We start from the raw sequence: 21,040 nt of genomic DNA, 5'->3' as shown, positions 1-21,040 counted from the left end.
TCACCCCTGCCCCTCTCCCATCCGGGAGAGGGGTTCCCCGCGCCAACCGTCACCCGAACGAGGCTTCCAGCATCGCCAGATAGTCCGCCGCGCTCGCCTGCCGCGGATTGGTCGCGCTCGAATGATCCTGCGTCGCCGCCTCGGCGATAGCGGGGAGCACCTCGCGCGGGACGCCCATCTGCGAGAGCGAACCTGGCAGGCCGAGGCGCTGCGTCAACCCGGCGACCCAGCTGGCGAGATCGGCATCGGCGGGCAGGCCGAGCACGCGGCGGATCTCGGCGTATTTCGCGACGGCCGCCGATTCGTTGAAGCGCAGCACGGCCGGCAGCAGCACGGCGTTGAGCGTGCCGTGATGCAGCGAGACCTGCTTCAGGCCGCCGAGCGGATGCGACAGGGCATGGACCGCGCCGAGGCCCTTCTGGAAGGTCAGGCCGCCCTGCAGGGCGGCCATCAGCATCTCCTTGCGGGCCTCGCGGTCGGAGCCATCGGCGGTGGCGCGCTCGATATGGGTGGCAGCGCGTTTCAGCCCGTCGAGCGCTATCGCCTCGGCTGGCGGATTCTCGCGCGGGCTCAAATAGGTCTCGATGCAATGGGTGAGCGCGTCCATGCCGGTCGCAGCCGTGAGCCAGCCCGGCAGGCCGAGCGTCAGCTCGGGATCGCAGATCGCGAGCTTCGGGATCAGATAGGGCGAGATGAAGCCGAGCTTGCGGCCGTCCTTCAGCGTGATCAGCGCGGCGCGGCCGACCTCGCTGCCGGTGCCAGCGGTGGTCGGGACGGCGATCACCGGTGCGACCTTGCTCGTCACCTTCGGGATGCCGCCGAGGATCGCGGCATAGGTTTCGAGCGGGCCGTCATGGCTGGCGAGCAGCGCGACGCCCTTGGCGAGGTCGATCGGCGAGCCGCCGCCGATGGCGACGAGACCGTCGCAATCATGCTCGCGATAGAGCGCGACCGCGGCCTCGACCGCCTCCTCGGTCGGGTTGGTCGGGGTATCGACGAAAAGCGGGGCATTGCCGAGCACAGGCGAAGCGGCACGCAGCCGGTCGATCAGGTCGGTCGCCGCAAGGCCGCGATCGGCGACGATCAGCGGGCGCGCGATCTTCAGCTCGGCCAGGCCGGCTGCGATGGTCCTGAGCTCGCCGAAGCCGAACTGGACGGTGGTCAGGTAGGTGATCGTCGCCATGTAATCCTCCCGCCCGCTCAGCTGTTCGGAGGGGCCGGTGATTTGTCGCGCGCCCAGCGCAATGGCGCCAGTCCCAGAGCCCCGACGCCAATGCAGAACAGCCCTCCGAAAAGCGCGATGAGGGCGTGGCGGCGCTGTCGGCTGGCCGACTGCGCATAGGCGAGGACGATGCGGCCATCGACGCTGACCTCGTAGATCGTCAGCGGGATGGGATCGACGAGGAAGCGGACGGCGCCGCGGCTGACCGTCTCGATCTCGTCGATCAGCATCCTCGCCACCGGCCTGATCGCGACCTTGCCGCGACCGGGCATTGAGGCTTCGACATGCTGGGTGAAGTAGTTGTTGCGGTTGCTGCTGCTTTCGAACAGCACGCGCCGGACCGGCAGCGGCGCCTCCAACTCGACGACGACGAGGCTTTCGCGGGAGACCGGAAAGATGGCGTAGCTATAGGCCAGCAGGATGAGGCCGAGCAGCGCGACGCAGCCCCACCAGAGATTGGCGACCTCGGCCTTATCTATCGCCATTGTCGTCGCGCCGTTCACGCCAGTAGCGCCAGGCCATCGGCCACAAGTGCCAAACAACGCTGCCGAGCAGCGCAAGGCCGAACAGAAACGAGCGATGCGCGCCGCTGGTCAGCGTTTCGGCGGTATCGTCATAAGCGAGAAAGGTCTTGCCCCGAGAAGTGGCCTCATAGACGAGCCGATGGTTGGGATCGACGAGGAAGCGGACCTGCTGGCCAGGGTCGAGCCGGTCGATGCCGTCGACCCAGAGCCCGCGGGCGGGCCGATAGAGCTGCTGGTAGTTGATCCGCGGGTTATCGCTGAGCACGACGAGCCATAGATCCTGCGTGCGATAGGTCGTCGTCCCGCGGCGTCCCGAGCTGACGCGCATCAACGGCGTGCTGTAGCTGATCGGGCCGACATGGTCGGCGACGAGGAGGTCGCCGCGTGCCAGCGGCAGGGTGCGCCAACCGGCGATGAGCAGCCAGAGGCCGAGGACGAGGGAGATCGCGGCGCCCAGCCAACTCCAGAAGTCGGGCGGTTTCGCAACCTCGGCCATCGCGTCTCCGGATCAGTTCTGCTCGATCGTAACACGCTCCTTGGTGGTCTCAGAGGCCGAGTTGCCCGCCCGGCGCTCGAGCACGAGCAAAGCGAGGCCCGCGACGACGATCAGCGCGGAACCGATCAGCATGGTCGAGGTCGGCCAGTCGCCGAAGACCAGCCAGCCGAAGACCAGCGCCCAGACGATCAGCGTGTACTGATAGGGCACGACGACCGAGGCCTCGGCCAGCTTGAGCGAGCGCGTCACGCAGATATGCGCGACCATGGCGACGATGCCGAGCAGGCCGAGCAGGCCGAGATCGGCGAGGCTCGGCGTCACCCAGCCGAACGGCAGCAGCACGACGCCCATCACCAGCGCGCCGAGCGTCTGCCAGAACACCAGCGTGACGTCGGGCGTGCCGCGCAATTGCCGGCCGGTGATCATCATCGCCGCGAAGGAGAAGCTGCCGGCGAGCGCGATGACCGCCGGCAGGGACAGGCTCTGTGCCGACGGGTTGAGCGTGATCACGACGCCGACGAAACCGGCGGCCACGGCCAGCCAGCGGCCGGTGTCGACGCGCTCTCCGAGCAGCAGCGCCGCCAGCACCACCGCCCAGATCGGCGCAGCCAGCCAAAAGGTCATCGTGTCGGCGAGCGGCAGATAGGACACCGCCCAGTAGAACAGCGCGACCTCGCAGGAGCCGAGCGTGACGCGCAGCAGCTGCAGGCCCGGCCGTTCCGGCCGCAGCGTGCGGCTGACGCCCTGCTTCACCACGAAGGGGATGATCGCCACCAGGGCGACGGCGGAGCGCAGCAGCAGGACCTGGCCGACCGTATAGGTCGCGACCAGCCATTTCCCCATCACGTCGTTGAGCGAGAACAGCAGGATGCCGATCAGCATCATCAGGATGCCGGCGAGGGTGGCGTTTCGGGAGGGCATGATCTCGTGGGAGGCGGCGGACGGGGCGCTCTTCATGGCCTGCCGCAACCGGGGCGGCAAGCGGGGGCGACGCAAGGGGAGGGCGCAGCGCCGGCAGGGCATAATTATTTTCGTATTGACTTAATTAAGTCATCGGCTAAATAAAGCGCATGGATCGCTTCACCGCCCTTGCCGACCCGACCCGCCGCCGCATCGTCGAGATGCTGGGCCAACACGCCATGGCGGCGGGCGAAATCACCGCGCAATTCGGCATGAGCGCACCGGCGATCTCGCAGCATCTCAAGGTGCTGAAGGAAGCCGGGCTGGTGAGCGTCGAAATCGCCGGCCAGCGCCGGATCTATCGGCTCGATCCGGAGGGGCTCGACGCGTTCGAGGCCTGGGTCCGGCAGGTGCGCGGCTTCTGGAATGCCGGGCTCGACCGCCTGGAACGAGAACTCACAAAACCCGAAGACGAGTAAGGAGAGAGATCATGAACGAGTATGGCGTGGTTCTGGAGAGCGGGGCGGTCCGCTTCGAACGCCTCCTGCCCGGCCCGGTCGAACGGGTCTGGTCCTATCTCACGCAGTCCGACAAGCGCGGCACCTGGCTGGCCTCGGGCGAGATCGAGCCGCGCGTCGGCGGCAAGGCCGATCTCCTGTTCAAGCATTCCGAGATCACCAGCGAACGGCCGCCCGAGCGCTATCGCGAGATGAACGACAATGGCTGGCCTTCCAAGGGAACCGTGACGCGCTACGAGCCGATGACGGCGCTGGCGATGACCTGGCCGGGCGAGGGCACCGGCGCCTCGGAGGTGACCTTCGAGCTCATGCCGCAGGGTGACAAGGTCAAGCTGGTGCTGACGCATCGCAAGCTCGCCGACAAGGCGGAGATGACCAGCGTCTCCAGTGGCTGGCACACCCATCTCGGCATTCTGGAGGACAGGCTCGCCGGAGATCCGCCGCGCGGCTTCTGGTCGCGGATCGAAGGGCTCGAGGCGGATTACGCCAAGCGCTTCGACGATCTGCCGGGTTGAGCAAGGTCGATCTTTTGTGGTTTCCGAGCGGGCGGGAGAGCTGCTCTCCCGCTCGTGACTTGGTAGGTGGGCGCCTGATCGACTAAACTTGCTCCATTACAACGGAGTATGTCCGTCATGCTGATCAAGCGCCGCGCCGGCTGGGAAATGCCCGAGAGCCAGGCGACATCCGAGGCTGTCTTCTTGAACAGGCGGCAATGGCTCGCCGGTGGTGCCGGTCTGATCGCCGGAGCTGCCCTGCCGCAAGGCGCCCGAGCGCAGGGGGCCGACCCGACGCTCGACCTCTACCCGGCCAAACGCAGCGCGGCCTACACGCTCGACCGACCGGTGACCGATGAGGAGCTGGCGGCGAACTACAACAATTTCTACGAGTTCGGCACCTCCAAGGAGGTGGCCGCCGCATCGAAGCGGCTGGTCACCCGGCCCTGGACGATCGCGATCGACGGGCTGGTCGAGAAGCCGTTCGAGATCGGCATCGACGACCTCATTCGGAAGGTCACGCTAGAGGAGCGGCTCTATCGCTTCCGCTGTGTCGAGGCCTGGTCGATGGCGGTCCCGTGGACGGGGTTCACGCTGAAGAGCCTGGTCGAGCTGGCCAAGCCGCTTTCCGGCGCGAAATACATCCAGATGCAGACCTTCATGAATCCGAAGGTGGCGCCGGGCCAGTCGCAGCGCTGGTATCCCTGGCCGTACACCGAGGGGCTGACAATCGCCGAGGCGACCAACGACATGACGCTGATAGTGACCGGCATCTACGGCAAGCCGATCCCGACCCAGCATGGCGCGCCGCTGCGCTTGATCACACCGTGGAAATACGGCTTCAAGTCGGTGAAATCGATCAGCAAGATCAGCTTCGTCGCCGAGCGGCCCAAGACCTTCTGGGAGGGGCTGCAGGCCTCCGAATACGGCTTCTGGGCCAATGTGAACCCGGAGGTCTCACATCCGCGCTGGAGCCAGGCGAGCGAGCAGGTGCTGGGCTCTCGCGACCGCAAGCCGACGCTGCTGTTCAACGGCTATGCCGAGCAGGTCGCCGATCTCTACAAGGGGCTGGAGAAGGAACGGCTCTGGGCTTGACCGCCTGCTGGCAGAAAGCGGGTGCCGTACAGACGGCATCTGCGCTAGCCTCCGACCCATGCAGAACATCTGTCTCTTCACCACGGCGATCGGCTCCTGCGCTCTGGTCTGGCAGGGCGAGCGCATCATCGCGGCGCAATTGCCCGAGCGGGACGAGGACACGGCTCGGCGGCGGCTGGCAAAGCGCTTTCCCGAGGCGGGCGAGGCCGAGCCGCCGACCTTCGTGCGACAGGCGATCGCCGATGTCGTCGCCTTGCTGGCCGGCGAGCAGCGTGATCTTTCGCATCTGCCGATCGACCTTACGGCCACGCCGGAATTCAACCGGCGCGTCTATGCGGTGGCGCTTTCGATCCCGCCCGGCGAGACGCTGACCTATGGCGAGGTCGCGGCGCGGATCGGCGAACCCGGCGCGGCGCGCGCCGTCGGCGTTGCGCTCGGCCAGAACCCGATCCCGATCATCGTGCCCTGCCATCGCGTGCTCGCCGCGGGCGGCAAGACCGGCGGCTTCTCGGCCGATGGCGGCGTCGAGACCAAGCTGAAGATCCTGACGATCGAGAAAGCGCGCACCAGCGCCGAGCCGTCGCTGTTCGGCGACCTGCCGCTGCAGGCGAGGCGGCGGTAAGTGTGGATGACATCGCGAAGCCGGGCTCGCTTGCTCATGCAGCGGCCCGGATCGTCGCGAGGCCTTCAGTTCTTGGTCAGCCCCAGTTCCTTCAGCACGCCGTTGCCGCGCTCGGTGAAGGCTTTCACATAGGCGGCGAACTCCTCCGGCTTGTCCCACACCGGGGTGATGCCGCGATCGGCCATGCCCTTGCGGACATCGTCGCGCTGCATGGTGCGCTGGGCGGCGTCGAACAGGATCTTGCGCCGGTCGGCCGGGACACCCTTGGGCGCGGCGAGCGCGAACCAGTTCTGATAGGTCCAGTCGAGCCCTGCCTCCTTGGCGCTCGGCACATCCGGGAAGTTCGGGTGGCGCTCCTCGGTCATCAGCAGGATGGTGCGCACGCGGCCGGCATCGAGCATCGCCTTGGCCTCGATCGGCGAGCCGGTGAAGACCTGGAGGCCGCCGGCGACGAGGTCCTGCAAAGCAGGGGCGCCGCCATTGCTCGGCACCCAGCGCACGGCGTCCGGCGCGATGCCCGCCGCCTTGAGGATGCCGCCGGAGGCGATGTGCCAGGAGCCGCCGACGCCGGTGCCCGACGCCATGATCGAGCCTTTCGGGCTCTCCTTAACCGCCTTGAGATAGTCGGCCGCGGTCTTCCACGGGCTGTCGGCCTTGACCGTGATCCCGGCCGGGATCAGCGACACCCGCGAGAACATGTCGATCGAGTCAGGCGTCAGCTCGCCGAGGCCGAGCGACTTGAAGAAAGAGATCTCCGGGCTGGCGCCGCCGATGGTGTAGCCGTCCGCCGTGGCGGTCGCGATCGCGGTATGGCCGGTGATGCCGCCGCCGCCGGTGCGGTTGACGACGTTGACCGGCTGCTTCAGCTCGGCCTCGAGCCCGTTGGCGAAGATGCGCATCACCGAATCCATGCCGCCGCCGGCGGCCCAGGGCACGATCAGCTGCACCGGCCGATCCGGAAAGGCGAAGGCCGGCGCTGCGCCGATGGCGAGTGCGCCCAGGGCCAAAGCGAGCTTGCGGAAACCCTTCATCGTACTCCTCCCATGCTTTGTCATTGCTTCTTGCATGCAAGGAGTAGAGCGCTCTTGCCCCAGCGACAAGGGTGTATGCGGAATTTTGTATGCAGGATATCGCCTGCGTCCCCGCTTCGTGGCGATCGTTGCATGACGTATGTGGAAGTCTCGCTCGAAAGCGGGAGGTCGCGGCGCCGGCTGGGCCAGGATCGCGAATGCTGTTCCAGAACTCATGCGTTTGGAGGACGTGCCGGGCTCCCAATCGCGTAAAACGGATCCCGCGCCCTGGATCGGAGAGAGACAATGTCGGAAGCGGGACTGCGATCGCTGGTATCGATAGTCTTATCCAGCCCGGCTGTTTCCAAAGTGAATTTCAAGATCAGAGGGTACCATGTTTACCAGGAAGCTTTTTCGAAGATAAAATCGGCTGTGAGGAGCGAAAGAATCTCCGTTGTTGCGAATGATGCAGCCCTTAAAGGCAGCCTCGCCTCCTATAAGTACAATCAAAATACAATTATCCTTCCCTCTAACGCTCTGAACTCAACGGCGATATCGATCGACCTTCGAGCGTCCATTATCCATGAGTGCCTTCACGCCGTTCTCGATATGGATCGCGTGGATACCGTCTCGCCTTTTGAAGAAGAGGCGTGCGCCGGTTTGACCTCTGCGATTTACGTTCTCTACCATACAGGGAAGCATTATCGCCGCAGCGGGAGCAGTTTCTTCAGGAATGGCGCGCCGGTGCACGCCCTTGCCGTGAAGGTTGGGAAGAACCGCGGCATGGATGTATCATCTGATAGTCTGTTCGAGGATATATACGTCGAAGCTGGCGATATTTATTTAGCAAAGGATTCTGAATACGGTAAGAATACGGGTGGCCACAATGGCATCTGAAATCCCATTCTCTGCCCGCTGGACTACAGCGGAACCGCCGTCGTCTCCTTGGCGGTCTTGTTGACGACCATGGTGTAGTAGCGCGTCACATTGCTGCCTTCGCCGAAGAGCAGCTTGCACAGCGCCGTCACCTCGTCCATGTCGGCCACCCGCAGCATCAGGATCACATCGGTCTGGCCGGTGACGCCATAAGCCTGGACGACCGCCGGCTGGCGCGCCGCCAGTTCGAGGAAACGCCGCCTGCTCGGCTCGTCATGCCGCGCGAGCTCGACGGCGATGATCACCCTGAGGCCCTTGCCGGTCTTGGCGGGATCGAGGATCGCGACGGTCCGCAGGATGAGGCCGGCTGCCTCCAGCCGCCGGATCCGCCGCAGGCAGCTCGAAGGCGCCAGCCCGATCTCGTCCGCCAGCTCCGCATTGGTGCGCGAGGCATCGGCCTGGAGCAGGTTCAGCAGCTTTCTGTCGATCCGATCCATCGCGGCCATCCCCAGCGCGTTCGTGCAATAAAATTGCACGAACGCGACGATTTTGACCACCGCCGCGCATGGGCCGGCGCTAGTCTGCAGCTGCCAATCGAGGATCACCGCCGATGCCGCTGCAGACCGGGTTTTACCGCAAGACGCTGGAGACGCTGGCTGTCTACCGCGAGCTGGTGGTGATCATAGTGCCGATCGCGGTGGCGACGCAGGCTCTGACGGAGTTCGGGGTCATCAAGGCGGCGTCGCCTTGGCTGGCGCCGGCGATGCAGCTTTTCGGCCTGCCGCCGGAGCTGGCGCTGGCCTGGCTTACGGGGTTGCTGGTCGGGATGTGGGGTGGCGTTGTCGTGCTGTTCACCCTCGTTCCGACGATGACGCTCAGTACCGCCGACATCACGGTGTTCTCCAGCCTGCTGCTGATGGCGCATGCGATTCCGGTCGAGCAGCGCATCGTTGCCAGGGCCGGGCCGAATTTCTGGGCGACCTCGATCCTGCGCATTGCCGGTGCAATTGCCTTCGCCGCGCTGCTGCATCAGCTCTTTTCCGCCACCGGTTGGCTGTCGCAGCCGATCGCCCCGGTCTGGAAGCCCGCGGCGGGCGAGGGCGGCTGGGTCAGCTTCGCCTATGGCACCGCCAAGACGCTGATCGTGATGCTCGCGGTCCTGCTCGCCTTGTCCTGGGCGATGGAGCTGCTCAGGGCGGCCGGCATCCTCGACGTGCTCTACAAGCGGCTCGCCCCGCTGTTCCGGCTGGTCGGCCTGCGGCAGGAGGCGCTGCCGTTCACGACCGTCGGCCTGCTGCTCGGCATTTCCTACGGCAGCGGGCTGATGCTGGCGGAAGTGCGCCGGCAGCCGATCGAGCCGCGCCAGGTCTTCCTCGCCAGCGTCTTCATGGGCTTCGCCCACAGCCTGATCGAGGACACGCTGATCATGGTCGCGCTGGGCGCGGACCTGATGACCATCCTGTTCGGGCGGCTGGCCTTCGCCATTGCCGTGACGGCGGCCATCGCCTTCATACTCGATCGGTTCTCGAGCACATCTCCGGTGCCGCGTGACTCTGCGAGCCAGTCCTAGGGGCAGCAGTTTGAAATAGCCGCGTGGTCAGGGCGGAAGTAGAGAAGGTCTACGCGCAGTGCGGTTAGGCACTGATAATATCAGCTTAGGAGAATGTTCTGAATCGTTTGGGCTAGTTCTGTAGCTTTATCAACGCGGAATTCATGCTCGAATAAACGCCCATCAGGAACCTTAAACAGATCGTCGAGATTCTTATCCTCTTTCGATCCTTTCAGCGGCTTAAGGTCAGGCCAATTGATTGGAAATTCCGGATTTTTACGGTGCTCACCGAGAGCTCTCTGAAAAACCTCAAGGCCTTCCTTTTCGTCGTAGTTTATTACCTGACTGACAATTATGGTCTCCCCCTCCTTACGCAGCCAAGGAGATATGGCGCCAAGATTCGAACCGAAATGGGCGGCAAGCCTTGCCAACTCAAGAACGGCGAGTGCCTTAGGATCTAAGCGCTGAATGGTTCTATAAGCCCGCTTGCGAACAGAGGTGCCGAGAATCCAAAAGCGCCCAGAGAGAAGTGCTTCTGGAAGTGGGTGCTCCGGGTAGTTTTCGCCGGACCAGTAGCGTTCTGCTGCATCAATTCCAATCAGGTCGAAGTTGTCGATCCATTGCATATCGTAAATTTCGCGGCGAAAATCTTGATCCGCTGGCTCGATCGATACGAGGTTTTCGCTATTGAATTTTCCAAGATTCTTCAATGCTTCTCTTGCAGTTTCGACATTGTCAAAGGTGTATAACGAACTTAATCTTGATAGCTTCTCTTTGAATGATTTTTGCCTAACCCCTTCGAATTTTCCTTCTCGCTCTAGCGTTGACGAGAGCCCTCGCTTGATCAATTTAGTAGAAAACCAAGAAATATTACCTGGGTTTGCGGGGGTGATATCGCTGCTTGAGATGAGTCCCCGGTAAGCTAGCCATGCAATCGCTGGATCATCGACGTCTAGATAGATGAAGCCGAAATCTTCGGCTCTGACCTCATTGGACGCCATGCTTTCCCCCGTTTCCTAGAGACTGAACGCCTCGTGCACCGCGCTCTGCACGCCGCCGCCCATGATCGGGCCGCCACCGGCGACATGGATGGCGTCGCCGACCAGAGCGGCGCCCAAACCGTGGCGGGGGGTCAGCATCGGGGCGTATTGCTCCCAGCCATCGCTGGCGGGGTCATAGGCCTCCATCTGGCCGAAGACGCGGTTGGTGCCTTCGCCGCCCATGATGAAGACCTTGCCGCGATAGAGCACGGCGCCATGGCCGGAGCGGGCGGTCGGCAGCGGATTGCGCGGCGCCCATTTGTCGGTCGCCGGGTCATAGGCGTGGTGCAGGTTCGAATTGGTGTGAAAGCTGTCGACCCGGCCGCCAATGACGTGGATCAGGTTGCCGATCGGCAGCGTCCCGGTGTGGTCGCGCGCCGTCGGCAACGGCGCGCGCTCGCTCCAGGCGTCAGCCTTGGGATCGTAGACGCGGTGCCAGTTGACCGAGGTCTTGCTCTCGGTGGTGTCGCCGATGGCGCCGCCGATCGAGTGTAGCAGGCCGTTCAGCCCGATGATCGCGGCCGAGCCGATCGGGCGGGGCAGGGGCGCGATCTCGGCCCATTTATCCGTCTTGGGGTCGTAGACAAAGCAGCGCGGATGCGGCTTGCGGTTCTGCTCGAGGAAGCCGCCGATGGCGTAGAGCCGCCCGTCGAGGAAGGCGACGCCGACATGGTTGGCGCCCTGCGGCAGGGGCGCGCCGTCATTCCATTTGTCGGCCTTGGGATCGTAGACGTGATGATAGGCCCGATCGGTGCGCTGCTCGCCATAGCCGCCGACGATGTGCATGCGGTCGTCATAGGCGGTCGCCCAAGCCATCTCCGAACGCGGCAGCGGCAACAGGGCCTTAGGCTGCCAGCGGCCGGGATTGGCCGCCTTGGCTGCCGGTGAATCGAAGACGTTCTGCGAGGCGGCGAGCTCGGGCTTGCCGATCCGGCCGGGCTGGTTCAGCCGCTCGTAATGGCCACCATGCTGCTCATGGCCGGGCTGCTGGGCAAAGACAGGGGCGGCGAGGCCAGCGGCCCCGGCGGCGATGAAACTGCGGCGGCTCAGGCTGGTCATGATGCATCCTCCCTCGCTAGAACAGTAAGGCAGACGCTGCGTCAGGCAAGCGCAGGCGCGGAGCTGGTTTGTCGGAAATGCGGTTCCGCATACTGCATACGCTGTTATGGTGCGGCACCTGAAACGGTTGAAATCACGGTAGGGCGAGGAAACGCATGTCAGGGCATAACAAGGTCGCGATCATCACCGGTGCCGGCTCGGGCGTCGGCCGGGCCGTCGCCATCGCCTTCCTGAAGGACGGCTACCGCACCGTGCTGGCCGGGCGCCGCACTGATGCGCTGGAGGAGACGATCAAGCTCTCGGGCGCGCCGGCCGAGCAGGCGCTCGCCGTGCCGACCGACGTGACCGACCAGGCTTCCGTCAAGGCGCTGTTCGCCGCGACCAAGGCCAAGTTCGGTCGGCTCGACGTGCTGTTCAACAATGCCGGCGTCAACGCACCTGGCGGGATCATGCTGGAAGACCTGTCGCTGGCCGACTGGCAGAAGGTGGTCGATACCAATCTGACCGGCCCGTTCCTGTGCACGCAGGAGGCGTTCAAGCTGATGAAGGACCAGGAGCCGCGCGGCGGGCGCATCATCAACAACGGCTCGATCTCGGCCCATGCGCCGCGACCAAACTCGATCGCCTATACCGCGACCAAGCATGCCATCACCGGTCTGACCAAGACCTCCTCGCTCGACGGGCGCAAATACGACATCGCCGTCGGCCAGGTCGATATCGGCAATGCGCTGACCGAGATGGCGCAGCGGATGACGACCGGCGTGCCGCAGGCGGACGGCTCGATCAAGGTCGAGGCGGTGATGGATGTCGGCCATGTCGCCTCGACAGTGCTGCACATGGCAGCGCTGCCGATCGAGGCGAATGTGCTGTTCGTCACGGTGATGGCGACCAAGGCGCCCTTCGTCGGCCGCGGCTGAGGGACATACTCTCGCAAGCGCCGGTGCGATGAGCGGCGACCCGCTGTCGTCATGGTCGGGCCAGTCCCGGCCTTCGACGTCTTGCGACGAGCATCATTTGCGCGACATTGTCCGGGGCGGCCCGGGAGTGCCTCGCTTGTCAGCCTTCGATGCGTCACAGCAGCCTGAAGACGTGGATGGTCGCCACAAGGGCGACCATGACGATGAAGGCGCCCACGGTGAGAGCGAGCCTGGCCATGCCGCGCCGGTCGATCCCAAGGTCGGCCGGGCCTATCGGCTGACGATCTGGGGGATTGCGCTCGGCATCCTGATCTTCGCCGGCAATGTCGTGCTCTGGGCACTGGCGATCGGCAACAACCAGCTGTTCAAGGACGGCGTCGACTGGGTCTACGACGTCGCGCTCTACGGCATCGCGGCACTGGTCTTCGGCCGCGACGAACGGGCCGAGAAGCTCGCGGCGCTCGGCATCGGCGCGGTGATGGCGGTGGCGGGGCTGCACACGCTCTACGACCTCTGGGACAAGATCATGCGGCCGCGGCCGATCGAGGTCTTCGCGCTCGGCTTCTCGGCGGCGAGTGCGATCCTGATCGCCTATCTGATCATCGGCGTGCTCTGGCGTTTTCGGGCCGAGTCCAATCCGGTGATCAAGGCGACCTGGCTTTCGTCCCGCAACGATGCGATCTCGACCACCGGCTTTGCGCTGCTCGGCCTCGGCGCAAGGCTGCTGCCGGTGCGCTGGCCGGAATACCTGTTCGACGTCTTCGTCGCCTTCCTCTGCTTCCAGGCGACCTGGGCGATCTGGCGCGCGACCAGGCAGTCGCCGGATCGGACGAAAGTCGAAGCAAAAGAAGATTATTCTTCCTAGACCAAGGTCGTACGACCGGGTTCTTCCGTCTTGGCGGCAAACAAAAAAATCCTGTGCGGCTTCTCCCGCGGGGGCTGTGGCGAAATCATGGCAACCCCTGCAATTCATGCCGAAGTGGGCCGGTAACCGGGCCCTTTCGGCGCCAAGGAGCGCCAGAATGTCCGTCCTCTCCCTCATCCGCCGTGGTGCGGCGATGTTGGCCGCGAGCCTCGCGCTCGGCGGCGCGGCGCTGGCCCAGACCGGCCCGCTGGTCTCGACCGAATGGCTCGAAAAGAACCTGAATGATCCCAAGGTCAGGATCGTCGAGGTCAGCGTCGAGCCCGGCATCTATGAGCGCGGCCATATTCCTGGCGCGCAGAACATCGCCTGGCATACCGACCTGGTCGAGACCGTCTCGCGCGACATCGCCGGCCCGGAGAAATTCCAGGCGCTGGCCCGCAAGCTCGGTGTCGACAAGGACGTGACCGTGGTCCTCTACGGCGACAACAACAACTGGTTCGCCGCCTGGGGCGCCTGGGTGTTCGACATCTACGGGCTGCGCGACAACGTGAAACTGCTCGATGGCGGCCGCAAGAAATGGGAGCTGGAGAAGCGCCCGGTCGCGACCAATCCCGTCCCGGTCAAGGCCTCGAGCTTCACTGTCGGCGAGCCCAACAAGGCGCTGCGCGCCCGCCTGACCGATGTCGTCGCCACGGTCGAGAAGAAGTCCGAGGCGCGGGTGCTCGACATCCGCTCGCCGGACGAGTTCTCCGGCAAGATCATCGCGCCGGCCGGCTTCCAGGAACTGGCGCTGCGCGCCGGCCATATCCCGGGCTCGGTCAACGTGCCGTGGGCCCGTGCGGTCAACCAGGCCGACGGCACGCTGAAGTCGCCCGAGGAGCTGAAGAAGCTCTATGCCGAGGTNCCTGCCGCATCGGCGAGCGCTCGAGCCATACCTGGTTCATCCTCTCGCGCGTGCTCGGCTACCAGGCCGCCAATTATGATGGCTCCTGGACCGAATACGGCAATGTCGTCGGGCTGCCGATCTCGAACCCGGCCGGCACGGTCTGGGGCGGCAAGTAAGACTGCAAGTCAGCCTGAATGAGCATCTCCGACGATAGCGGCGCGCTGGATTATGAGCTGGCGCGCCGGCAGGCGGGGGCGGAGCCGATCAGGCTGCCGCCCTTGCGCTTCATCGCGGCGGCCGTGGTCACTGTTGCGATCGCGGTCTCCATCTACCTGGTCGGGCGCCATGGCGATCCGGCGCCGCAGCTCCAGCTCTCGCTGATCCTGGGCGCCGCCTTCGGGATCGTGCTGCAGCGCGCGCGCTTCTGCTTTTTCTGCATCTGGAAGGATTGGCTCGACCGGCGCGATCCGCGCGGGCTGCTCGGCATCCTCACGGCGCTGGCAGTCGGGCTCGCTGGCTACACCCTGATCTACGGCGCCTGGCTGCCCGATCCCTCCGGCACGCGCCTGCCGCCGACGGCACATATCGGCCCGGTCGGCCCGGCGCTGCTGCTGGCGGGTCTTGCCTTCGGCGCCGGCATGGCGATCTCCGGCTCCTGCATCAGTGCCCATCTCTACCGGCTGGGCGAGGGGTCGCCGACCTCGCCTTTCGCGCTGATCGGCGCAGGCCTCGGCTTCGTCCTCGGTTTCCTGAGCTGGAACGAGCTTTATCTCCTGACGATCTCGGAATCGCCCGTGCTGTGGCTGCCGCGCCAGCTCGGCTATGGCGGCGCGTTGCTGGCCGGGCTTACTGTGCTCGGCGCAGCCGCCTGGTGGCTGCTGCGGACCGGCCAGTCGAGCGAGCAGACGGCCCCTGAGAGTGTGCAGGCCGATCCCGTCGTCGCGATCTTCCTGCGGCGCTGGCCGGCCTGGCTCGGCGGGCTTTTCGTCGGGCTGATTGGTGTTGCCGCCTATCTGCGCCTCTCGCCGCTCGGTGTCACCGCCGAGCTCGGCTCGCGCTCGCGCCAGTTCGCGACCGCGCTCGACTGGCTGCCGGCGCGGCTGGAAGGGCTCGACAGTTTCCGCGGCTGCGCCACCCTGATCCGCGAGACGCTGCTGACGCCGAACGGGCTCTTCGTCGCTGGGCTCGCTGCGGCCGCGTTCGCCTCGGCGCTGGCGGCGGGGGAGTTCAAGCCGCGGCGACCGAGCGGCGGGCACGTCCTGCGCGGGCTGATTGGTGGCGTGCTGCTCGGTTGGGGCACGGTGTTCGGTCTCGGCTGCACGGTCGGCACGCTGCTATCGGGCATCTCGGCCGGCGCGGTCTCGGGCTGGGTCTTCGGGCTCGGGCTGATCGCCGGCACGACGGCGACGCTGAAGCTCGGGCGGCGCTTGCGATTGCTGGATTGAGGCGCTGCGCCCATCCGCACCCTGCGCAACAAGGCGCAGACAAGGGCTTCGGCTGAGCTATAACGGGGCATCGGTTCGAGGATGCCCCATGTCGATTGCCGCCAAACTGCCTTCCATCCTGATCGCCAATCGCGGTGAGATCGCCTGCCGGGTGATCCGCACTGCCAAGCGGCTCGGCCTGCGCACCATCGCGGTCTATTCGGACGCCGACGCCGAGGCGCTGTTTGTCGAGATGGCGGACGAGGCCTACCGGATCGGCCCGGCGCCGGCGCGCGAGAGCTATCTCGACGCGGACAAGATCCTCGCCGTTGCCAAGGAGGCCGGGGCAGCCTGCATCCATCCGGGCTATGGCTTCCTCTCGGAGAATGCCGATTTCGCCGATGCCTGCGCTGCCGCCGGCATCGTCTTCGTTGGGCCGCCGGCTTCGGCGATCCGGGCCATGGGCCTGAAGGATGCCGCCAAGGCGCTGGTCGAGAAGGCCAATGTCCCGGTGGTGCCAGGCTATCACGGCGCCGAGCAGGATGTGGATTTCCTGGCCAAGGAGGCCGGGCGCATCGGCTACCCCGTGCTGATCAAGGCGGTCGCCGGTGGCGGCGGCAAGGGCATGAAGAAGGTCGACCGTCCCGAGGATTTCGCCGACTCGCTCTCCAGCGCCCAGCGCGAGGGGAAGAACGCCTTCGGCGATGCGCGCGTGCTGGTCGAGAAATACGTGCTCTCGCCGCGCCATGTCGAAATCCAGGTGTTCGGCGACAGCCATGGCAATGTCGTCCACCTCTACGAACGCGACTGCTCGCTGCAGCGTCGCCACCAGAAGGTGATCGAGGAGGCGCCGGCGCCAGGCATGACGGCCGAGGTGCGCACCGCGATGGGCAAGGCGGCGACCGAAGCCGCCAAGGCGGTCGGCTATGTCGGCGCCGGCACGGTCGAGTTCATCGCCGACGGGCGCGACGGCCTGCGCGCCGACCGCTTCTACTTCATGGAGATGAATACGCGTCTCCAGGTCGAGCATCCCGTCACCGAGGCAATCACTGGGCTCGATCTGGTCGAGCTCCAGCTCAAGGTTGCTGCCGGAGAACCGCTCGGCTTCGCGCAGGAGGACGTCCGCGCCGAGGGCCATGCCGTCGAGGCGCGGCTCTATGCCGAGGATCCGGAGAAGGGCTTCCTGCCTTCGACCGGCAAGCTCTGGGCACTGCAGTTCCCTCAGGGCGAGGACATCCGCATCGATACCGGCGTCGAGGCCGGCGATACAGTGACGCCCTATTACGATCCGATGATCGCCAAGGTGATCGCCCATGGCCGCACCCGCGACGAGGCGCTCGATCATCTCGCCTTCGCGCTCGGCGAGACCATCGTCGCCGGCCCCCGCACCAATCTCGCCTTCCTGAAGAAGCTGGCGGAGGCCGAGGGCTTCCGGACGGGGCCGTTCGACACCGGCTTCATCGAGCGCAACATCGAAGCCCTCGGCGCCGAGCCGCAGCCGCTCGACGCGGCCGCGGTCGCGGCAGCCGCTCTGCAGCTGGAAGAGGAGCGCCAGGTAGGCGTGCTCGACCTTGCCATCGAGCGGACCAGCGATGAAAGCAAGTCGCCCTGGCTCGATGCCGACGCCTTCTCGCTGATGCCACGCCCGGCACTCGGCCTGCCACTGCTGGTCGATGGCGAGCGGATCGAGGCCAGGATCGAGTGGAACGGCGAGGATGCCCGCGTGTCGCTACCGGGCCATCCGCTGCCCGAGGGCGAGCACGAGGTGACGCTCGCCCGGGCCGAGGCCGGGACCTATCTCGCGCTGCATCGCGGCCGGCAGACCTCCGTTGCTCTGTTCGACCCGTTCAGCGTCGATCTTAATGCAGTCGCCGGTGCTGGCGGCGTGATCAAGGCGCCGATGCACGGCAAGCTGATCGCGCTCTTCGTCACGGCCGGTGAGGCGGTGGTGAAGGGCCAGCGCCTCGCCATCGTCGAAGCCATGAAGATGGAGCATGTGCTGACCGCCCCGCGCGACGGCACCGTCACCGAGCTCGGCGCCGAACCCGGCGCGCAGGTGGCCGAGGGCGCGAAGGTGGTCGTGCTCGGGGAGTGAGTCGGCCGCCGCCTCCCCTAAGGCTTCAAGCCTTCGCGCTCGGCGTGAAGCGGTAATGGATCAGGTCCATGACCACCGCTTCTTCGCCGGTCTGGTTGCGATAGCCGTGGCGGCGATCGGCGGGGAACCGCAGCGATTGCCCCTGCTTGAGCGACCGCCATTCGTCGTCCACCAGCAATTCGATCTCGCCTTGCAGCACGGTGATGTGCTCGACGACGCCGGTGTCATGCGGCTCGGAGATGCTCTCGAAGCCGGGCGCGAAGGTGAGCTCGTAAAGCTCGAAGCCGAACCGCGCTTCGTATGGGAAGAGCAGCGCCCGCTGCATTGCTTCCTGTGACGGGCGTACCCGCAGCTTGTTGGCGTCACGCATGAGCAGGACATCGCCGTCGTCGCGATCGGCCTCCAGCAATGCGGTCATGGGCACCCCCAGGCCCGTCGCGATCTTCCAGAGGGTCGCGATGGTCGGCGCGGATTCGCCGCGTTCGATCTGGCCCAGCATCGCCTTGCTGACGCCGGTCCGCGCCGCCGTCTGATCGAGGCTCCAGCCGAGTTCGCTCCTGATAGATTTTAGCAGCTTGGGCGTGTCGACGGGGCCGACGGGCGTCATTGCAAGCGTTCTCCGGCTTGTGCGTTATTGCGCACACGCGGCTTGTGCGCTAAAGCGCACAAGCCGTCGTATCACCCTATCGGAGGCTTGTCCCGTGCAGCCAGACACCAGGCTCGATCTCGAACGCATCAGGCAGGCTCGGCGGGAGATTTCCTCCGTCTTCCGGGATACGCCGCAGTTCCAATCTCCGACGCTGGGCGGACTGCTCGGCTGCGAGCTCGTCATCAAGCTGGAGACCGCGAATCCGGTCGGGTGCTTCAAGGGGCGTGGGACCGAGGTCGCGATGGCTCGGCTCGCCAGAAGCTCGGGGCCCAAGGCGGCGGTCTGCGCCAGCGCCGGCAATCTCGGCCAGGCGCTCGCCTATAGCGGCCGGGCGCGCGGCATCGCCGTAAGCGTGATCGCGGGGAAGGGTGCCAATGCCGGCAAGATCGAGCGCATTCGCCGGTTGGGCGGGATAGTTGAGCTGGTCGAGGGCGATATCGAGAATGCCCGTGAGCGCGCCCGCGCGATTGCGGCTGATGGCAAGGCCTTCCTGATCGAGGACAGCGAGAATCTCGACACCTGCGAAGGTGCGGCCACGATCGGGCTCGAACTCGTCGAAGGCGTCGACCGCATCGATACCGTCCTGCTCGCGCTCGGCGGCGGCGCGCTCGCGACTGGCGTCGGCCATGTCTTCAAGACCCTGGCGCCCAGGACGGAGATCGTCTGCATCCAGCCGAAAGGCGCGCCGGCCCTGGCGCTGTCCTGGCGCGCCCGTTCGGTTGTGACGACCGAGAGCACCGATACCATCGCCGACGGCGTCGCCGGGCGATTTCCGATTTCGGAGGTCCTCGACGACTTGCTCGCGGTCGCCGACCATGTCCCGCTGGTCGAGGAGGCCAGCATCGTCGAGGGCATGCGGATGCTCTACCGGAACGCCGCGCTCGTCACCGAGCCTTCGGCCGCGCTCGGCATCGCCGCGATGCTGGAAGATCCCGCGCGCTATCGCGGCAAGCGCGTGGCCACGGTTATCTGTGGGGCGAACGTCCTGCCGGATCAATTCAGCGGCTGGATGCGAAATTAAAGCGCGTCGAGAGCCACGATCGCCCGCTCGGCAACAGCGAGATTGATCGCCGACAGCGGATCCTCGTCTTCGAGGAACCAGGCGGTCGAGAGCCCGCACCAGGCCAGGATCCATTTCAGCAGGCGCTCACGCTCAAGTCCGGACTTCGCCAGGACGATCTCCAGACGGCGCTCGAAACGGCCCGGCACGGTCGCGACCGGCGGCTCGGGATCGGCGAGGTCGGGATCGCAGAACTGGATAGTGTATTCGAAGGCGCGATCGCCGATCACGCATTTCGGATCGATGGCGAGCCAGCCCCTGGCCTCGAAATCGAGGACGTTGTCGTGATGCAGGTCGGCGTGCAGCGGCACGATCTCGCGCTGCGCCGGCAGCAGTTCGCGCGCCGCGGCCGCAGAGCGGGCGAGGACGCCGCCATGCTCCTGCGCGATCGGGAAGAGGTCCTTGAACCAGGCCTCCAGCGGGATCAGGCCGGAGGGCGCCGGGCCGCGCAGCTTTTGCAGGGCGGCGATCGCGTCGCAGAGGATGATGGTCGCCTCGTCGTCGCCAGCCGCGCCGCTGCGGGCCATGGCGGCGAGCGAACGCGTGCCGGTGGCGCGCTCGATCAGCATGGCGCTGCCGTCTTCATTGCGGGCGAGCAGGCGAGCGGCACCGTCGCCGTTCCAGTAGTCGAGCGGGAGATAGCCGAGCCGCTCGTGTTCTCCGTCCGGGAGCTTCAGCATCGCGGGCTCGCCATGCTGCAGGACCGGCAGGAGATGACTGCCGGGCGTCTTGATCGGCTTACCGGCGGCTTCGAGATTCCAGCGCATCAGCCAGGGCGAAAAGATACTGGTCGGCATCGTCGTCGTCTGTTCCGTCATTGCGAGCGCTCTGGATTGCTTCGTCACTGCGCTCGTCGCAACGACGTCGGAGGTCAATCGGCGGCCCGGCCACGGCCCATCAGCGGAAACTGCTCGACCTCGTAGATCTGGCCGGAGACGTGGCCGCTCTCCTCGGACAGCCAGAAGGCGGTGTGGGCGGCGATCTCGGCCGGCTGCATGATCTGGCCGAAGGGCGCGAATTCGAGCGGCACCTCCTTCTCCCAGCCCGGCTTCTTGCCCTCGCGCTGCTGCGTCGCATCCTCGTTGGCGGTGAAGGTCCAGCCGACATTGAGCTGGTTGACCCGGATATGCTCGCGCCCGAGCGTGTTGGCGAGGTTGCGCGTCATCGTCATCAGCGCGCCCTTCGACATCGAATAGACGGTGAGGTTGGAGTTGCCGCACCAGGCGTTGATCGAGCCGACGGTGAGGACCGAGCCGCCGGATTTCTGCAGGCGGAAGGCGCGGATCGCCGCCTCGGCGCAGAGCAGCGGCGCGCGGGTGTTGATCGCGATCACATGGTCGAAGAAGGCGGCGGTGGTCTCAGCCAGCACGCCGCGCGGGTAGATGCCGGCATTGTTGACCAGGCCGTCGATGCGGCCGAAGGCTTTTCGCGTCGCGTCGACCAGCGCCTGCGCCGTCGCCGGCTCGGCGAGGTCACCGGTCGCGCCGGAGGTCGCGGGGCCGAGCTTGCGGCAGGCGGTGTCGACCTCGTTCTGCTCGCGGCCATGGACCAGCACCTTGGCGCCCTCGGCGACCAGCCGCTCAGCCATCGCGTAACCGATGCCGGTCGATGAGCCGGTGACGAGAATGGCCTTGCCTTGCAGTCCGCGCATGTCGTGCCTCCGTTCGGATCGGTGGCCTTACTAGCCTGTGGAAGCGGCGCCGTCATGACCGCGTTCGTGCCGGCCACCCCGGCGCGGC

General features: G+C 65.9%; 22 protein-coding genes and 2 pseudogenes. 13 read left to right on the top strand and 11 right to left on the bottom strand.

Going from position 1 to position 21,040, the window contains the following annotated elements; genetic code table 11:
* Positions 1 to 49 precede the first annotated feature (49 nt).
* The 4 genes from ASE66_RS28710 to ASE66_RS28695 are packed head-to-tail and all read right to left on the bottom strand — an operon-like array spanning position 50 to position 3,199.
* Positions 50 to 1,183: an iron-containing alcohol dehydrogenase gene (locus tag ASE66_RS28710; RefSeq protein WP_057193155.1), complete on the bottom strand. Its 1,134-nt coding sequence runs from the start codon at positions 1,181 to 1,183 to the stop codon at positions 50 to 52.
* Between the two features lie 17 nt (positions 1,184 to 1,200).
* Complete coding sequence (locus ASE66_RS28705; protein ID WP_057193153.1) at positions 1,201 to 1,707, bottom strand: hypothetical protein; 507 nt, start codon at positions 1,705 to 1,707, stop codon at positions 1,201 to 1,203.
* Positions 1,694 to 2,242: a hypothetical protein gene (locus tag ASE66_RS28700; RefSeq protein WP_057193151.1), complete on the bottom strand. Its 549-nt coding sequence runs from the start codon at positions 2,240 to 2,242 to the stop codon at positions 1,694 to 1,696. Before ASE66_RS28700 ends, ASE66_RS28705 begins: the two co-directional genes overlap by 14 nt.
* Before the next feature lie 12 nt (positions 2,243 to 2,254).
* Positions 2,255 to 3,199 (bottom strand): DMT family transporter, encoded by a 945-nt coding sequence (locus tag ASE66_RS28695; protein ID WP_057193149.1) that lies wholly within the window; start codon positions 3,197 to 3,199, stop codon positions 2,255 to 2,257.
* Between the two features lie 113 nt (positions 3,200 to 3,312).
* Here ASE66_RS28695 and ASE66_RS28690 point away from each other — a divergent pair, with 113 nt between their 5' ends.
* The 4 genes from ASE66_RS28690 to ASE66_RS28675 all read left to right on the top strand — a co-directional run bounded on the left by ASE66_RS28690 (position 3,313) and on the right by ASE66_RS28675 (position 5,871).
* The gene (locus ASE66_RS28690; RefSeq protein WP_057193147.1) at positions 3,313 to 3,621 is read left to right on the top strand and encodes an ArsR/SmtB family transcription factor; all 309 of its coding nucleotides are present in this window, start codon (positions 3,313 to 3,315) and stop codon (positions 3,619 to 3,621) included.
* A gap of 11 nt (positions 3,622 to 3,632) precedes the next feature.
* Positions 3,633 to 4,175 carry an SRPBCC family protein gene (locus ASE66_RS28685; RefSeq protein WP_057193145.1) on the top strand — a complete coding sequence of 181 codons (543 nt, stop codon included), beginning with the start codon at positions 3,633 to 3,635 and terminating at the stop codon, positions 4,173 to 4,175.
* Between the two features lie 117 nt (positions 4,176 to 4,292).
* On the top strand, positions 4,293 to 5,249 hold the full coding sequence (gene msrP / locus ASE66_RS28680) for a protein-methionine-sulfoxide reductase catalytic subunit MsrP (protein ID WP_057193489.1): 957 nt from the start codon (positions 4,293 to 4,295) through the stop codon (positions 5,247 to 5,249).
* Between the two features lie 58 nt (positions 5,250 to 5,307).
* Complete coding sequence (locus tag ASE66_RS28675) at positions 5,308 to 5,871, top strand: methylated-DNA--[protein]-cysteine S-methyltransferase (protein WP_057193142.1); 564 nt, start codon at positions 5,308 to 5,310, stop codon at positions 5,869 to 5,871.
* A gap of 65 nt (positions 5,872 to 5,936) precedes the next feature.
* Here ASE66_RS28675 and ASE66_RS28670 read toward each other — a convergent pair whose 3' ends face one another.
* Complete coding sequence (locus ASE66_RS28670) at positions 5,937 to 6,902, bottom strand: Bug family tripartite tricarboxylate transporter substrate binding protein (RefSeq protein ID WP_057193140.1); 966 nt, start codon at positions 6,900 to 6,902, stop codon at positions 5,937 to 5,939.
* A 285-nt stretch (positions 6,903 to 7,187) separates the two neighbouring features.
* On the opposite strand from ASE66_RS28670, the gene ASE66_RS28665 reads away from it, so the two are divergent.
* Entirely contained in the window at positions 7,188 to 7,778 is a 591-nt protein-coding gene (locus ASE66_RS28665; RefSeq protein WP_057193138.1) for a hypothetical protein, read from the top strand.
* 23 nt (positions 7,779 to 7,801) lie between these two features.
* On the opposite strand, the gene ASE66_RS28660 is transcribed toward ASE66_RS28665, so the two are convergent.
* Positions 7,802 to 8,254, bottom strand: coding sequence for an Lrp/AsnC family transcriptional regulator (locus tag ASE66_RS28660; RefSeq protein WP_057193488.1), 453 nt, complete (start codon positions 8,252 to 8,254; stop codon positions 7,802 to 7,804).
* Positions 8,255 to 8,367: 113 nt separating this feature from the next.
* Here ASE66_RS28660 and ASE66_RS28655 point away from each other — a divergent pair, with 113 nt between their 5' ends.
* On the top strand, positions 8,368 to 9,327 hold the full coding sequence (locus tag ASE66_RS28655) for a nucleoside recognition domain-containing protein (RefSeq protein ID WP_057193136.1): 960 nt from the start codon (positions 8,368 to 8,370) through the stop codon (positions 9,325 to 9,327).
* Between the two features lie 80 nt (positions 9,328 to 9,407).
* Here the strand turns inward: ASE66_RS28655 and ASE66_RS32300 are convergent, their stop codons facing one another.
* The gene (locus ASE66_RS32300) at positions 9,408 to 10,307 is read right to left on the bottom strand and encodes a hypothetical protein (RefSeq protein WP_156412363.1); all 900 of its coding nucleotides are present in this window, start codon (positions 10,305 to 10,307) and stop codon (positions 9,408 to 9,410) included.
* Positions 10,308 to 10,322: 15 nt separating this feature from the next.
* Complete coding sequence (locus ASE66_RS28645) at positions 10,323 to 11,405, bottom strand: Kelch repeat-containing protein (RefSeq protein WP_057193131.1); 1,083 nt, start codon at positions 11,403 to 11,405, stop codon at positions 10,323 to 10,325.
* 155 nt (positions 11,406 to 11,560) lie between these two features.
* Between ASE66_RS28645 and ASE66_RS28640 the strand changes: the two genes are divergently transcribed.
* The 6 genes and pseudogenes from ASE66_RS28640 (at position 11,561) to ASE66_RS28620 (ending at position 17,592) form a co-directional block, all read left to right on the top strand.
* The gene (locus ASE66_RS28640; protein ID WP_057193130.1) at positions 11,561 to 12,322 is read left to right on the top strand and encodes an SDR family oxidoreductase; all 762 of its coding nucleotides are present in this window, start codon (positions 11,561 to 11,563) and stop codon (positions 12,320 to 12,322) included.
* A 136-nt stretch (positions 12,323 to 12,458) separates the two neighbouring features.
* Positions 12,459 to 13,187 carry a cation transporter gene (locus ASE66_RS28635; RefSeq protein WP_156412362.1) on the top strand — a complete coding sequence of 243 codons (729 nt, stop codon included), beginning with the start codon at positions 12,459 to 12,461 and terminating at the stop codon, positions 13,185 to 13,187.
* 193 nt (positions 13,188 to 13,380) lie between these two features.
* Positions 13,381 to 14,090 (top strand): annotated as a pseudogene (locus ASE66_RS28630) (sulfurtransferase); the annotation flags it as partial.
* A 1-nt stretch (position 14,091) separates the two neighbouring features.
* A pseudogene (locus ASE66_RS33500) lies at positions 14,092 to 14,249 on the top strand (sulfurtransferase); the annotation flags it as partial.
* An 18-nt stretch (positions 14,250 to 14,267) separates the two neighbouring features.
* On the top strand, positions 14,268 to 15,518 hold the full coding sequence (locus ASE66_RS28625; RefSeq protein WP_082613785.1) for a YeeE/YedE family protein: 1,251 nt from the start codon (positions 14,268 to 14,270) through the stop codon (positions 15,516 to 15,518).
* A gap of 88 nt (positions 15,519 to 15,606) precedes the next feature.
* The gene (locus ASE66_RS28620; RefSeq protein WP_057193126.1) at positions 15,607 to 17,592 is read left to right on the top strand and encodes an acetyl/propionyl/methylcrotonyl-CoA carboxylase subunit alpha; all 1,986 of its coding nucleotides are present in this window, start codon (positions 15,607 to 15,609) and stop codon (positions 17,590 to 17,592) included.
* Positions 17,593 to 17,617: 25 nt separating this feature from the next.
* Here ASE66_RS28620 and ASE66_RS28615 read toward each other — a convergent pair whose 3' ends face one another.
* Positions 17,618 to 18,199 (bottom strand): helix-turn-helix domain-containing protein, encoded by a 582-nt coding sequence (locus tag ASE66_RS28615; RefSeq protein WP_057193123.1) that lies wholly within the window; start codon positions 18,197 to 18,199, stop codon positions 17,618 to 17,620.
* Positions 18,200 to 18,293: 94 nt separating this feature from the next.
* On the opposite strand from ASE66_RS28615, the gene ASE66_RS28610 reads away from it, so the two are divergent.
* Positions 18,294 to 19,262 (top strand): threonine/serine dehydratase, encoded by a 969-nt coding sequence (locus ASE66_RS28610; RefSeq protein WP_057193121.1) that lies wholly within the window; start codon positions 18,294 to 18,296, stop codon positions 19,260 to 19,262.
* Here ASE66_RS28610 and ASE66_RS28605 read toward each other — a convergent pair.
* Both ASE66_RS28605 and ASE66_RS28600 read right to left on the bottom strand, forming a co-directional pair.
* Complete coding sequence (locus ASE66_RS28605) at positions 19,259 to 20,119, bottom strand: aminoglycoside phosphotransferase family protein (protein ID WP_244495086.1); 861 nt, start codon at positions 20,117 to 20,119, stop codon at positions 19,259 to 19,261. The genes ASE66_RS28610 and ASE66_RS28605 overlap by 4 nt on opposite strands.
* 53 nt (positions 20,120 to 20,172) lie before the next feature.
* Entirely contained in the window at positions 20,173 to 20,952 is a 780-nt protein-coding gene (locus ASE66_RS28600; RefSeq protein WP_057193119.1) for an SDR family NAD(P)-dependent oxidoreductase, read from the bottom strand.
* Positions 20,953 to 21,040: the final 88 nt, after the last annotated feature.

This window comes from Allobosea sp. Root483D1, assembly GCF_001429505.1.
Classification (GTDB): domain Bacteria; phylum Pseudomonadota; class Alphaproteobacteria; order Rhizobiales; family Beijerinckiaceae; genus Allobosea.
This window is presented reverse-complemented; position numbering and strand designations above follow the sequence as displayed.